The organism is bacterium (assembly GCA_035419245.1).
Classification (GTDB): Bacteria; Zhuqueibacterota; Zhuqueibacteria; order Residuimicrobiales; family Residuimicrobiaceae; genus JAKPUX01.
The window spans coordinates 76,210-90,308 of sequence record DAOLSP010000002.1; the positions used below are offsets into that span (position 1 = coordinate 76,210).

10 protein-coding genes are annotated in these 14,099 nt (G+C 61.8%); 1 reads left to right on the plus strand and 9 read right to left on the minus strand.

What is annotated here, in order from left to right; genetic code table 11:
• The first annotated feature begins 49 nt into the window (after nucleotides 1-49).
• On the plus strand, nucleotides 50-877 hold the full coding sequence (locus PLH32_04265) for a hypothetical protein (protein ID HQJ63807.1): 828 nt from the start codon (nucleotides 50-52) through the stop codon (nucleotides 875-877).
• 57 nt (nucleotides 878-934) lie between these two features.
• On the opposite strand, the gene PLH32_04270 is transcribed toward PLH32_04265, so the two are convergent.
• From PLH32_04270 to PLH32_04310, 9 genes are all read right to left on the minus strand, one after another.
• Nucleotides 935-4,723: a translocation/assembly module TamB domain-containing protein gene (locus PLH32_04270; protein ID HQJ63808.1), complete on the minus strand. Its 3,789-nt coding sequence runs from the start codon at nucleotides 4,721-4,723 to the stop codon at nucleotides 935-937.
• A 9-nt stretch (nucleotides 4,724-4,732) separates the two neighbouring features.
• The gene (locus tag PLH32_04275) at nucleotides 4,733-6,589 is read right to left on the minus strand and encodes a BamA/TamA family outer membrane protein (protein HQJ63809.1); all 1,857 of its coding nucleotides are present in this window, start codon (nucleotides 6,587-6,589) and stop codon (nucleotides 4,733-4,735) included.
• Nucleotides 6,590-6,615: 26 nt separating this feature from the next.
• Nucleotides 6,616-7,938 (minus strand): Coenzyme F420 hydrogenase/dehydrogenase, beta subunit C-terminal domain, encoded by a 1,323-nt coding sequence (locus tag PLH32_04280; GenBank protein HQJ63810.1) that lies wholly within the window; start codon nucleotides 7,936-7,938, stop codon nucleotides 6,616-6,618.
• Complete coding sequence (locus tag PLH32_04285; protein ID HQJ63811.1) at nucleotides 7,935-9,170, minus strand: dipeptidase; 1,236 nt, start codon at nucleotides 9,168-9,170, stop codon at nucleotides 7,935-7,937. Before PLH32_04285 ends, PLH32_04280 begins: the two co-directional genes overlap by 4 nt.
• Before the next feature lie 83 nt (nucleotides 9,171-9,253).
• Nucleotides 9,254-10,555 (minus strand): tRNA (N6-isopentenyl adenosine(37)-C2)-methylthiotransferase MiaB, encoded by a 1,302-nt coding sequence (gene miaB, locus PLH32_04290; protein HQJ63812.1) that lies wholly within the window; start codon nucleotides 10,553-10,555, stop codon nucleotides 9,254-9,256.
• Between the two features lie 32 nt (nucleotides 10,556-10,587).
• A complete protein-coding gene (gene mtaB / locus PLH32_04295; protein ID HQJ63813.1) occupies nucleotides 10,588-11,877 on the minus strand; it encodes a tRNA (N(6)-L-threonylcarbamoyladenosine(37)-C(2))-methylthiotransferase MtaB in 1,290 nt (429 codons plus the stop codon).
• Nucleotides 11,878-11,889: 12 nt separating this feature from the next.
• On the minus strand, nucleotides 11,890-12,375 hold the full coding sequence (locus PLH32_04300) for a peptidylprolyl isomerase (GenBank protein HQJ63814.1): 486 nt from the start codon (nucleotides 12,373-12,375) through the stop codon (nucleotides 11,890-11,892).
• A 109-nt stretch (nucleotides 12,376-12,484) separates the two neighbouring features.
• Nucleotides 12,485-13,291, minus strand: a complete 807-nt coding sequence (locus PLH32_04305) for an RNA methyltransferase (protein HQJ63815.1) — start codon at nucleotides 13,289-13,291, stop codon at nucleotides 12,485-12,487.
• A gap of 31 nt (nucleotides 13,292-13,322) precedes the next feature.
• Nucleotides 13,323-14,090 (minus strand): hypothetical protein, encoded by a 768-nt coding sequence (locus PLH32_04310; GenBank protein HQJ63816.1) that lies wholly within the window; start codon nucleotides 14,088-14,090, stop codon nucleotides 13,323-13,325.
• Nucleotides 14,091-14,099 lie beyond the last annotated feature (9 nt).

A 14,099-nucleotide genomic window follows, 5' to 3' on the forward strand; every position in this document is an offset into this window, starting at 1 on the left:
AGCCGGCTTGCTGATCCGCTTATTAATCTACTATTTCGAGAGTGCTCACTTGAATCTGCTGCCTTTTTTTAAAAACCGTCTGCCGGCCCAGCTGGTCTTTCTCTTCTTTTTACTGGTACCGGTGTTCATGGTCGCCGTGCCGCTGGTGATTCTGCCGGTGATCAAGGTGACCGATGCCACCTCGTTCCGCGGCGGCAGCCGAACGGCCGGTGCAGGTTTTGCCGGCGGCGCCGCCCCCACGCGCGCCATGGCTGAAGCCATGGATTCCTTGCGCCTGGAGGATACCTATGCCAATCTGCTCCTGGAACTATCCAAGAAGGATTCGATCATGCTCGCCATCAACCTGCGCGACAGCCTGGTCGATCTGCTGATCAAAGGAGTGCCGGTGCGGCGCTGCCGGATCGGCTCGTATGCAATGAGCCAGGCCATTCCCCACATCGCCCGCCGGGATTCGCTGTATACCTGGCTGTTCCCGCCGTTCCAGCTGTTGAGTCAGACGGCCACCATCCCCAAATCGCCCATCCGCATCATGGATGCCCCCAAGGACACCGTGGAAGCTGAGGCGATGGCGGGCCAGGAGATCCCGATCGAAAACAATGACGTCCATTTCACGCTGCAATTCAACCGCAACCTGACGGTACGCATCGAACAGGAGCAGCCTCCCAGCAACACCGGGGAGTTCAAGAAAAAATTTGCCTTCGATATGGAACGGATTTTTGCGGAGGCGCGGGCGACCCTGAAAAACCTCAGGGCCAAAAAAATACCCGAACACAAACTGTGGATTGAACTGTCGGTCTCCCGCGAGGACGCCAAGGCGATCTATCGCGCCATCCCGGTCAAACTGCAGATGGCCCTGTTCCTTCCCCATGCCCGGTAACTCTTGCCGGTCCCTTTTGACCCGCCGCCGCTGGCCTTGCACCCGCGGTGCGGACCGCTATTTTTCCCACTTATAGATCAGATCAAATCCGGTATTCTTTTCATCGCCGCGGGTGGCCTGGAGAAAGAGCGAGCGCATGATCTCGTATTCCAGTGTCACCTGCTCCGGCGCCACTTCGTTGGTCCGGCCCAGATTGATCTGGCGCTCATAGCTCAGATAGAGGTCATTGGTGAGATATTTCCCCACCACCACCGTCGATTGCCGCCAGTTCTGGTCACCCCGAAACTCGATCACATCGAGATCCAGCTTTTGCTGCAGCGAGCGGGTCACCTCCCCTGCAATCTGCCCGGCCAGCAGCTGTTTGAAGGCGTCACCGCTCATCTGCAGCTGACTCTGTACCAGATCATTTTTTTCGCCGTGGGTCAGATCGCCAAAACTGCGGCCGAAGGCCAGGTAAGAGACGGCATCGGACTCGGTTATGGTGGCCTCGTCCAGGGTGAAGGTGAAGACCGGCTTGCGCAACTCACCGGTCGCGGTGAAGCCGAGGGTATGTTTGAGCTTGTCCTGGCTGCGGAAAACATGGGCTGCCTTCAACGACATCTCCGGCAGGTTGTCGCCGCCCGTGAAGGTGAGTGTGCCCTCCTCGATGTCAAAACGGCGGCTGAAAAGGTCATAGTTGCCGCGGATAATCTGGATGGCGCCGAAGAGGCCAAAATTCTCTCCCTCCTTGGCGAGGTCGAGGTCGCCCGAGATCTCTATATTCATCTCGGGGGTGCGCAGCCAGGTGTTGCGGGGGATCTCGAGCTTGATCGATCCGCGGCTGCGCTCGACCACCGGCAGCCAGGCGGGCAGGAGGGCCTTGCGGTCATAGCTCTGGCGGCTGGTGTCGCCGCGCGCCACCAATAGCAGCGGGAGATCGGCCTGGAATAGGGTGGAGGGGGTCTCCGTGAAGGCAGCGAGATCGATGCGGGCGCGTTCAACGCGCAGAGTGCCGTTGAGCCTGGGGCGGGTCAGCTGGTCGGCCAAAGTCAGCGTGCCGTCGAGAACGAGGGTGAGTTCGGGGCTCTCCGCCGCGGTGAAATGATCCGCCTTGAGGCGCAGCTGCATCTCCTGAAAAGAAAGGTGGCCGTGGTCCAGAGTGAAGCGCCAGGACCCGTCGCCGTTGAGATGGCCTTCACCGCCGGCGGCTCGCAGGCTCTGGAGCAGCAACAAGGGCGGTGCCAGTTCGAGACGAGCGGTGACAGGTTTGTAAGGTCGGCCGAGGAAGGGGGCGACGAAAGCGCCGTTGCGCAACTCGAGATAGCCGCCGGGTTGGGGATCACCCCAGCTCTTGCCGATGGCCAGATCGCCGCTGAGGGTGCCCTTGATATCGAGGCCGGGGATAAAAGCGGCAAGAATGCCGGCCTGGAGATCACGAGTGCGCACTGAAAGCTCCACCGGATCATCGTCCTCGATCAGACGCAGGGGTAGAGGCCAGTGGAGGCGCAGCGGCAGCTTGCCGCTAAAGTGCGCGCTATTCTCCGGACCCTGGTTCAGGGTTCCATCCCAGGCCAGTTGCGCCTCCTCCAGGCGGCCACTGATCTGCAAGCTGGTCGCGGGCAGACCGGCTAGCTTGATCTCCTCCACTCCGAGCGAGGTAATAATGCGGGGACTGGTGGCAACGCCGGTCAGATAGGCGCGCCAGGTCAAGGCGCCGTTCATGCCGGGGATGTGCGGGAAATAGGGAGCCAGGGCCGCGAGATCGAGATTCTCCAGGTCCAAACGAAAGGCGAGACTGTCGGCCATCTCCAGGGTGCCGCTCATTTCAAGCCGTTGGCGCCCCTCCACCAGAGCCAGGTCGGCGAGCTTGAATCCGGATGTCCTAAGCGCGATGTGGGGAAGCGGTTTCTCTAGATGCCAGAGCTGATGGCGATGCTGCACATCCAGCTGTGTGACGTCGATCTGCCAGAGCGAATCCTGATCTTCGGCTCGAAACGCCAGCTCGGCGCGCAGACTGTCGTTAAAGATCACGCGATTTTGTGCGGTAAACTGCCGCCCGTCAATAGCAGCGTGGAGTTCGAGCGAATCCGCGTGTAGCGAGGCGCCTGCAGCGATGACCCCGGAATTCAGCCCGATCGAAGCCTTGAAGCGGGCACCTTGTTCTGCTGTAAGAGCGGCACGGACCTCCTTGAAATGAAGCGTATTATAGCTGCTGTTCCGTAGCCGGGTGGTGGCCTCGAGGGTGAGGGAATCGGGCGACCCCGAAAGCCGGCCCTGCAGGAGGCCATTGAGACAGAGGGAGTCAGCGCCCACCAGTGGGGCCAGGGCATGATGGTTTTTAAGCTGGAACACCCACGCAAGATCGAAGGGACCGTTCCGGCTCCATCGGCTATTTCCTCTACCCTGCAATCCGGGGGCACCGAGCATAAGGGTATCGAACCTCGCATCGCTGAGCCGGGCTTCACCCACCGCGTAGAGGGTATCCAGTGCGAAGCCGGCCAGGGTGGAGGGCCGGACAGCGAACCACAGTCGCGCCTGTGAGGCGGCGGGATCGAAGCCTTGACCGGCAAGGTGGAGGTTGAGATGGAGACGGCTGGCCAGGGCGGGAACGCCGGTGAGGGGAGCCAAGTCCAGCCCCTCAGCTGCGAGGGCGAGATCGTAGAGGGGCCGGGCGCCCAGATCGATCGTACCGGCAGCCTTCAAGCTGCCGATGGCGCCTGCGGTCTCCAGGCGGACAGTCACCAGGCTCTCCGCCAGTGTTGCGGTCAAGGGCACGGCGCTGAGGCCGTTTCGGCTGAGCAGGGTATGAGACAAGGTGCCGCTGGTTTGCCAGAGGCCGCGGGCGATTGAAAAGCCGGCGCCTGAAAAGGAGAGATCGGCATCAAGGGCGCCCGGCAGATTGAGGAGCGCACTGGTCTCCAGGCCGGCGACCTCGAGACGGCCGGCTGCTGCTCCGGTGGGCTTGATCCAGCCCTGCAGGCGGAGGCGGCCTTGCGGCGCGCCAACGCGCAGATCGATGGTGATCGAATCGGGCCGCCCGGCAGCGGCGAGCGCGATCCGGGCTCTGGAAAAGGGAGGAGTCCAGCCGGAGAGGCGGGTGAGATCGGCTGCAGCAAGGGAATCAAGACTCAAATCCGCAGTAAAAATCGGAGAATGTCCCAGGCGCGCCTTGAGCCTGCCGTGCAGCCGTGAATCCGGTGTGGCCAGGCGGAGACTCTCGAGTTCGAAGAGGCGCTCGCTGCCCTGCAGCCTGGCCTGCAAGGCGGGAATCGCGAGTCCGAGGGGAGCGAGATTGAGACGGGCTTCGGCCAGCTCGAACTGCCAACTCCGGCTGCTTATGTGGCCCCTGGCGGCAAGGAGGGGAATGACGATCTGCTGCGGAGCGAAAGCATCGTTGGCGGAGCGCAAAGAAACGGCGGCATCCTGCAGGTGGAGCGCCCTGAACCGCAAGGTCCAAGGTGAGCGGCTGCTGTCCGACGCCGATTTAAAATAGTGTTCCAAGTTCCAACTCCGGTCGGCGAGTTGGCGCAACGAGAGGCGCAGACCGCTCGCCTCAATCCGGTCGAAGGTGATTTGACCCCAGAGCAAGCTGAGGGGCTGCCAGTGACAGCGCAGGGTATCGATTTGCGCCAGGGTGTCGGCTTGCTGGAAAAGACGGATCGATTCGATCTCCAGGGTATGCAGGAGGGAGCCGTTGCAGCGGCCGATCTCGATCCGGGCATCGAGATTATCGGCCAGAAGCCGCGTCAGCACCGTCTGTACTTGGCGGTGGAGGTCACCGCGCAGGTAGAGCGTCGTCAGGGTGACGATGGCAACCAGGAGGAGCAGAAGGAGGAGAACGGCAAGGATTTTAAGGAAAAGGCGCACGCGATCCTCCTAAAAGGCCTGTCCGACGCTCAGATGCATCTGGACCCGATTCCGGCCAAGGCCGACGGGCCAGCCGAAATCAAGGCGGATGGGTCCGATGGGTGTGCGATAGCGCAAGCCAAAGCCGGCAGCGGTGCGGAGCTGATCGAACCGGTGGCCGTGCAACCGCGACCAGACATTGCCGCTGTCGACAAAGAGGACGCTCGAAAAGAGGCTGCTGAGGTCGCGGCGAAGCTCCGCTCCGAGTTCGAGCAGGCTGTTGCCGCCAATGGGATGCCCCGCGCTGTTCTTGGGGCCGAGTTGGCTGTAGCCCCAGCCGCGCACCGAATTGGAGCCGCCGGCATAAAAGCGTTCCTCAATGGGCGTGAAACGGTCCGCACCGAGAGCACGCAACGAACCGGCCTTAAGCCGCGTGGCCAGGACGGCCGTCCGCCCGACCCGCGTATAATGACGTACCTCGCCGAGAATCTTGAGGAAATGGAGATCGCTGCGAAAACCGACCCCTGCCCAAGTGACGGTCGCGGCCGTGTAAAGCCCCCGCTGCGGATAAAAGAGCGGGAGGGAGTTGTCCCGGGCCATCGAAAGGGTGATATACGATTTGTGATATAGCGCGATCCGGCTGCTGTCCAGGGCCTGGTCGCGGGTTAGACCGCTCACCTTAAGGTAATCCTGCTCCAGCGTGTAGCGCAGCGAACCGTCGGTATAGGTTGCAAAACGCTGCTGGTGGGCGACATTTACGCCGGCGCGGTCGACTGTAAAGCCAGGTTCAGCCTGGCGCAGTAAGAAGGGATTGAGCACCAGGCTGGTCTGGGGCGCCGGAAATCCCGTTTGGGTGAGGATGAGATCGAAGGCATAGGGCTCGAGGTGGCTGTGTTTGAGATTCAGGTTGAGCCGCCGGGCGCCATGGAGGAAATTGAGCTTGCGGATGTCCAGCACCACGCGCACCTGGTCCTCAAATCCATAACCGATGCCGGTCTTGATCGTCCAGGGTTTGGCGGCCTTGACCTGGATGGTGACGGGCAGGATCGGATTTTGCTGGGAATCAAGCGCCGCCTTGACGGTCACATATTGAAAGATGCCGAGTTGGTAGATTTGCCGCTGGCTTTTTTCCAGATTTTTCTGACTGTAGGCCTTACCGGGGCGGAGGGCAAGCTGGCGCGTGATGGTGCGCGGTGAGACGATGGTATCGCCCTGAATCACGACCGGTCCGAAACGACAGGGCGGGCCGGGATCGAGGGTATAGAATAGCCGCACCGCGCGCTCCTGATCCTCGAGCCGGGGCAACACCCGCGTTTCGGCGTAGGCGTATCCCTGGTTGGCGTAGAGGGCGGTGAGGCTCTGGAGATCCGCCTGCACTGCCTCATCGCGGTATCCCGATTTGCTGCGCGGGATCAGCCGGATTTTGGCTTTTTTCCAGATCTCAAGGATGGCTGTGCTGGAATCACTCAGCTGTACTTGCACCTCGGTGACGGCTACCCGCGTTCCCTCCTCGATGCGGTAGGTGAGCCGTACCCCTTTTTCGTCGATCAACTCCACCTCGGGCAGGATACGCACCTGGATGAAACCTTCCCGCTGATAGAAACGCAGCAGGCCGCGCAGGTCGCGCTGCATCATCGATTCATGATACATCGGGAGCTTGCGCCAAAAGGATAGCCGTGACAGCCCGGTGCGCGCGTTGAGGAAGAGCTGTTCGCGCAGCTCACCCTCCGAAAAATGCTGGTTGCCCATAAAACGGAGGCTGGTGAGCGGCAGACCCTCCCCTGCGGCGCTCTGACCCGAGAGCGGCGTGGTGCGAAGAACCAGCAGCATGCAGGTCGCGAGGAGCAGGAAGTGGTACAGGCATGGGATGCTCGCAGCGTGCTTCATATCGGTGTAGCCCTGGTTGCGGGAGGTTATTTGCGCCGGTATTTGCGGCTTTTTCTCCACTGTCTGATCTTGACAAAGATGATGCCATAGCGCGAGGTCAGTAATTTGAAAAGGGGCAGGCGGATGGTGCGCATCCGCCCCAAAGCCATAATCCCGGATTCGAGGCGCTCGCTGAGCAGCTCGGCGCGCGAGGCTGTCGGGACCGGCCGGTCATAGACCGGGGCGACGCGGCCTCGACGCCGTAGCCTGGCGGTGCGCAGGGGCGAGTTCATCCCTTTTTTTTGGGTGTGCAACTTGTGGGTCTGATAAGAGTTATTGGTCGTGACGTCACTAGCGACCAACGCGCCGGAGGCGATGGCAGCTTTCAACACCTCTTCGCCGTGCGGTGTACGCGCAAGCAGCCTGGAATGGGACTCGAAGAGATAGTTGCCGGACGCGTCGCGTGTCCAGGCATCGCTGACAGCGATATCGGCGAACTCGGAGGCGCCGTCGATGCAGGTTTGACAGCGGAAGGGGCTGTAGAGCTGGGTGAGGTAATTGATGGCCCCGTCCTTGAAATTGGAATAATGCAGGTTTTTAATGCGGCCATCTCTGAGCGTGGCGCGGATCTTGCCCGGCCAGGCGCCGCCTCGGAACTCAAAGTTTTTGATCAGATGCGGATCAATGCCGCGGCATTCCAGCATTTCGCGGGCAACGAAGGGCTCGAGCGAGGAGGCGCAAAAGAGGCCGATCATGACCTCTATCTTTTCGCGCATCGCGGGTTCTTCGGCACCAAGCAGCCGCAGACCATGAATTTGGCAGGGGAGACCGGCGAAGGCATAGCGTCCCGGCAAATCCCGCACTTGCTGCAGGATGGCATTGGTAGGGATGATGATGTACTTGGACTGCTGGCTGCTGCGCAGCTCGGCATAGCTGTGCGCAATGAACACTTCGCCGCGCCAGGGGCGATCGGGCTGGATGCGGGTGGCGATGCAGCCCTCCACCACCCCGCGTTTCAGGAGGTCCCACATCAGCGCGGTGATCACGCCGCCACCGGCGCCATGCCGGCGCAGCACCGGATCGGCGGCATAGCCGACATAGGTGGAGAGCACATGGCCGTCAAAGCGCGTCGCCTCCCGGCGATGGCCGAAAGTGATCTCGGTCAGATCGAGAAAATTAACGCGGCCGCCGGGACAAACCCGCGCGCAGAGGCCACATTCGGTGCAAAGATCGGGATTGAGCTGCGGATAGGCCGCGTCATCGAGGGTTATCGCCGCGGTCGGGCAGGATCCGACACAGGTGCCGCAGCGGGTGCAAAGCTCCTTTTCCGTGAAGGCGATGGCCAGATTGCTGTAATCGATCTTTTTCATCGAACCGGTTCCGCCGCATCGAGAGCCTGCTGAAAGATGCGCAGAAAGTTGCCCCCCCATAATTTTCCCAGATCCTTGCGGTCGTATCCACGGCGCATGAGTTCGGCGGTGATGGCGCTCAGCTGCGAGACCTCGTTGCAGTCCCGGACGCCGCCGCCGCCATCGAAGTCGGTTCCGATGCCGATATGGTCGATTCCCACCAGCTGGACCACATGATCGATATGATCGCAGACCTCCGCAACGGTGGCGAGCTGGCGGGGGAAGCGTTCGTCGATCTGGTTCCAGGCCTCGCGTTTGGCTTGACGGCGTTCGGGTGTGGTGATGGCATCCCAGGCGCCGTAAACCCGGTCGATGGAGTCCTGTGCTGCCTCACGCCGGGCGTTGGCGGGAAACGTCTTGATGTATTCACTGAGGATGCACATTTGCACCACGCCGCCCCTGGCTGCCAGAGCTTTGAGCATGGCATCGCTAAGATTGCGGGGGTGGTCGCAGAGCGCGCGGACGCAGGAGTGGCTGGTGAAAATCGGGGTTCTGGAAGCGGCAAGGGCCTGATAAAATGCCTCGTCCGAGGCGTGCGAGAGGTCCACGAGGATGCCAAGGCGGTTCATCTCGGCGATGACCTCACGGCCGAAGGGGCTGAGGCCATGCCAGCGGTCCGGCGTGGGATCGGTCGACGAGTCGCAGATATCGTTGTCCTTGGTGTGGCAGAGGGTGACATAGCGCACGCCGTGTGCCCGATACGTCTGGAGGCTGGAGAGATCATGACCGAGGGCGAAGCCGTTTTCGATGCCGATGCAGGCGCTGAGCAGGCCGGCCGCCGTGTTGCGCCGGATCTCGGCGGGGGTGGTGGCGAGTCGGATGCGGTCCGGATATTTGCGCACCATCAGCTCGATCAAGCTGATGAGGTTTTCCGCTGCAGTGCGGGCTTTTTGATAATTTTCGGGAATCAGGGTGCGCTGCGAGACGAAGGCGGCAAAAAAGAGGGCGTCAAGATTGCCGTTCTCCATGCGGCCGAGGTCGACCTTGCCGCGGTCGGGCGAGCCCGCAGGATGAACGGCGCCGATATCCCAGGTGGTATCGAGCATGTGCAGCGGTGTGTCGCAGTGGGTGTCGATGGTGAGCAGGTCACGGTGCAGCTGCAAGGCCGTCGTACCGGGCGAGGCGCAGCGGCCGGGAAGGGCAAAACCGGCTAGCCCCAGGCCGAGGAGAAGAAACACCTTTCTGGTATCCAAGATCGTTCCCTTTTTCAATGTTGTGCGCCGATCCATCCCCAATTAAATGTACCTCCGCTCCTTTCCTTTGCGGAAGGAGTTCATCAGAGCCGCCGCCCCTTCAGGACATGGGCTGTGGCATCATGAATACGTACGGGTACCAACTCGCCCACCCGGAAGGTGCCTTCCTGGAGGATCACCAGCCGGTTGCCGTCGCTGTGGCCCTGGCTTTCCGCAGCCGACTTTTTGGTGCTGCTTTGCTCCACCAGAACGTGCTCGATCTGGCCGATCCGGGCGCGGTTTTTACGCAGCGAGATCGCGTTCTGCACGGTGTTGAGCAGGGCCGAGCGGCGGCTCTTCTCCTCTTCAGAGACGGAGTCGGGGTATTTTCGCGCCGCAAGGGTTCCGGGCCGTTCCGAATACTGGAAAATAAACGCCGCGTCGAATTCGACCTGCCGCATCAGTGCGAGGGTTTCATCGAATTCTTCTTCGCTTTCGCCCGGAAATCCAACGATGATATCAGTGCTCAGGGCGATCCCGGGGATCCGGGCGCGGATCTGCTCCACCAGCGCGAGAAAATGGCGGCTGGTGTAGGTACGGCGCATCAGTTTGAGGATGCGATCGCTGCCCGCTTGCAGGGGCAGATGAATGTGTTTGCAGATCTTGTGCTCCGCCGCCATAACCTCCACCAGGCGCATCGGGAAATCCTTGGGATGGGGCGAGGTGAAACGCACCCGTTCGATCCCGTCCACCCGGCTCACGGCCTGCAGGAGCGCGGCGAAATCGCTGTCGCCGTGCCGGTACGAGTTGACGTTTTGACCGAGCAGGGTCACCTGGCGGAAACCCTCCGCAGCGAGGCGGTGCACCTCCGCGACGATGCTTTGCGGGGCGCGGCTGCGCTCACGGCCGCGACGGAAAGGGACCACGCAGAAGGAGCAGAAATTGTTGCAGCCGCGCATCACGGCCAGCCAGGCGTTGACACCCCCCATGCGGCGGGGATAGATATCCGCATAGGTCTCGTAATCGGAAAGCTCGAGGGCAAAGCGGCTCTTTTTCTGCGCCGGCGCCGCGATCAGTTCGGGGAGGAGGCGGTAGCTGTCCGGGCCGGCGATAAAGTCGATGGGCAGCCGGGGGTTCGCTTGCAGACGATCCTTCAACCCCTGTGCCATGCAGCCGACCACGCCCAGCCGCTGCGACGCCTTGCTGCGCAGCCGCCGGAGTTCGTGGATGCGGTTGATCACCCGCAGCTCGGCATGTTCACGCACGGCGCAGGTGTTGATCAACACCACATCGGCCGAGGCGGGATCGTCGGTCGCCTCGTACTCGGCGGAATCCAGCAGGGCGCGGATGATCTCGCTGTCATATTCGTTCATCTGACAGCCGTAGGTTTCGATGTAGACTTTCAAGGAGGCTCGACTCTTATTGAATAAGACGCGTGCTAATCGACCAGAGTTCCCAGGACCGAGAGTTCCTCGGCCTTTTCCAGTCGGACCCGGCGGAGCTGCCGGCGCAGCGGCGCGGTGCTGCGGGTGCGCACCCGGATGAAGGTATCGGTCACGCCGCTCCATACCCCGTTTTTCTCTTCCTCGAAGAGGACCAGTTGTTCGCTGCCGAGGAAACGGCGGAAATAGTCCTGGCGTTTGCGCAGGCTCAGCTGGCGTAAGATTTTACTGCGGCGTGTCTTGGTCGTGCTGTCGACCTGACCGGGCAGGAACCGGCTGCGCGCATGGCTGCGCTCGGAGTAGCTGAAGACGTGGAAGTAGGCCAACGGCAGTGATTCAAGGAGCGCGTAGGTCTCCTCGAAGAGGCGGTCGGTTTCGCCGGGAAATCCCACCAGCACGTCGGTACCCAGGCCAATCTCCGGAATTTCGACCGCGGCGCGCCGGATCAGCGCTGCGAACTGCGCTGCGGTATGGCGGCGGTGCATGGCCTTGAGGATGGCATCGCTGCCGCTCTGGGCCGGAACATGGAGAAACCGGCACAGTCGGCCGCGGCGCATCATCGGGAAGAGTTCCTCGGGAACGGTAGTCATCTCGATGGAGGAGATGCGGATTCGTTCGAGGCCGGCCAGCGTTTCGAGAGCGCGGAGGACATCGATCAGCCGCATTGCCCCCTCTTGCCAGGTGCCGATGTTGACCCCGGTCAGGATAATCTCGCGATGTCCGGCGGCGACGAGCAGTTCCGCCTCGTGCAGCAAGTCGCTGAATTCGCGGCTGCGGCTGCGGCCGCGCGCATAAGGGATCTCGCAAAAGGTGCAAAAAAAGTTGCAGCCATCCTGGATTTTGAGATGGGCACGGGTGCGGCAGGCCTCGATGGCCGGGGCGGGCATGGTGAAGGCGCCGCGGCCGATCTCCGGCGCGATCAGGATGGGACGGTCACCGTGGTGGTTGCGGATGATCTCCGGCAGCTCCATCTTAACCGCATTCCCGGCCACCCAGGATACACCCGGCAGGCGGCAAAGCGTTTCACCCTGCAGCTGCGATTGGCAGCCGATGAGGGCGATCCGCGCCTGGCGTTGATCACGGTGCACTTTGTGCACCAACCGCCGGGTATCGCTGTCGCCGTGCCTGGTGACCGTACAGGTGTGGATGACCACGACATCAGCGGACTGCGAAAAATCGACGACTTCATACCCCGCTGCCGCAAAGCGGTTCTGCAGGGCTGCAGTCTCCGCCTGATTCAGACGGCAGCCGAGCGTATAGAAGGAGACTTTCCCGACCTTTTCCACGCCGCCACAGACCTACTTTTCTTCAATGGTCACTTTTTGGATGACATCGCCCTGGCGTATCTCATCGACGGTTTCCTGGCCGGTGATCACCTTGCCGAAAACCGTATGATGACCGTTAAGATGCGGCTGCGGCGAGTGGGTGATGAAGAACTGGCTGCCGTTGGTGCCCGGGCCGGCATTGGCCATCGAGATCACACCGGTTTCGTGAATCAGGGGATTTCCCTTGAACTCATCGGCGAAGCGGTAGCCGGGACCCCCGCGGCCGGTGCCCGTGGGGTCGCCACCCTGGATCATGAAATCGGCGATGACGCGGTGAAAGATGACCCCATCATAGAAGCCTTCACGGCTGAGGAAGACAAAATTGTTGACCGTCATCGGGGCATACTCGGGATAGAGCTCCAGTTCGATGAGGCCACGGCTGGTCTCGAGTCTGGCCAGATAGTGTTTTTTGACATCGATCATGAGGGCCGGTGGCGCGGTGTACTGGCGAGAATTCATGGAATCTCCTGTTTTAACAAAATGAAAGATAGAGATTTTTCAGGACAAAACCAAGGATTTTACTGGCGCGGCGGGGGCGGCGCGGCATCCCGCAGCCGCGCATGGGGCGTTAGACCCGGAAATGGTACAGAACAATCGCTGCGGCGGCGGCAACATTGAGGGAATCGACGCCATTGCGCATCGGGATGACGACTCGCGCCGAAGCAAGCCGGACCAGAGCCTCCGGCAATCCCGCGCTCTCGTTGCCGATCAGAAGGGCATTCAGGGCGGCCGGCTGCACCCTTTCCAGAGGCGTGCTGCCTGTGCCAAGATGCGTGGCAAAAAGTGAAAATCCGTGGGTTTTCAGCAAGACAAGGTCGGTTTCGAGGTCGGCACTCTCCGCCAGGGGCAAGCTGAAGAGAGTGCCCATCGAAACCCGGATGACACGCCGGTAAAAGGGATCGATGGTGCCGCCTCCGAAGAGGACACCCGCTGCACCAAGGGCACTGGCGCTGCGGAGGATTTGCCCGAGATTCTCGGCGTCGCCAATCCCGCAGCAGACCAGGAGCGTGGCTGGGGGCCGCAGAGAATCCAGGAGGGCCGGCAAGGAGGGCAGGGCGCGGCGAACGCCGCAGGCGAGAACACCGCGGTTGAAGACAAACCCCGGCACCTGCTCGAGGAGCGAAGCGGAGGCGACGTAAAGGGGAACCGACGCAGGGACCCATGACGCAATACGCTCCAGGCGCTGCTCGCTGACGAGCACCGACCGGGTTTCAAAGGCGCTCGCCAGCAGCCGCAGTACCGGGTTTTCTCCTTCGACGATAAAGATCCCCTCTTCCCGGATCAGCGCGCGGTCGCGGATGGTCCGGAAAATCGCGATGCGGGGATCATCGGCGTCGGTGATGGTAATGGCATGGGCTGGAGGCCGGTCAGGCATGGATATCAGCCCCGGCATTCGCTGCTGCCGCTTACCGCCGCAGCAGCAGGTACCCTTCGTGCAATTCGAAGCGGCTGAAAGCAAAATGGCTCATCGATATGGCGGGATCGATGTGAAATCGGCTCTGGAGATCGGCGAGACTGAAGGTGAAGCGGCCGATATGGATCTGCGAGGCGCCGCCGAGGATGATATGCTCCCCGGACGCCACCGGCTGAAGGTCGCCCTTGATGTAGACCTGCTGCAGGGTTTTTTCCGGCAGCATCCCGCGCAGCTGGTCGAGCACCCGGGCGCCCTCCGGCGTCAACTGGTCGCGGGGAATTTTTTCCAGATTGACCATCATTTCCACGACCATCCGCCCCGGTTGGATGGTCGTCTTGGCGCCGCGCACGACCGTATAGGGATCGAATGCGTCCTGGCCCGCCATCTCGTTCAGTAAGGTTGGGACGAACATCTCCGCAGTGATGCGCGCCTCACCCTGCTGTTGAATCGCCTGCTGCAGCGGGGTCAGCCGGATTGCGGTGTGCGCAGGCTTTTCGGCGTGTGTCTCCTCGCCGCCCGCCCGCCGTACACGCCCGGGGGCGGCTGGTTCTTCCGCGGCTTTCTTCGCCGGCGGTTCCTCCGCGGCAGGTTCCTCCGCGACCGGTATTGCGGCCGGCTTCTTCCAGGCCTCGCCAGCGGTCTGCTGTTCGTGGTACCACTCGGGCTGATAGGTAATGCGGCTGAGAAGCCAGGCGCGTAGTCCCATAACCAGGGCGAAGACCAGGATGACGGCTGCCAGCCAGTATATCAGTTTTCTCACATCGGCCCC

Bases quoted from the DNA above. Each gene is read 5' to 3' on its own strand.
- PLH32_04275 (HQJ63809.1), bottom strand. From the start codon at position 6,589: ATGAAGCACGCTGCGAGCATCCCATGCCTGTACCACTTCCTGCTCCTC.
- PLH32_04280 (HQJ63810.1), bottom strand. From the start codon at position 7,938: ATGAAAAAGATCGATTACAGCAATCTGGCCATCGCCTTCACGGAAAAG.
- PLH32_04300 (HQJ63814.1), bottom strand. From the start codon at position 12,375: ATGAATTCTCGCCAGTACACCGCGCCACCGGCCCTCATGATCGATGTC.
- PLH32_04305 (HQJ63815.1), bottom strand. From the start codon at position 13,291: ATGCCTGACCGGCCTCCAGCCCATGCCATTACCATCACCGACGCCGAT.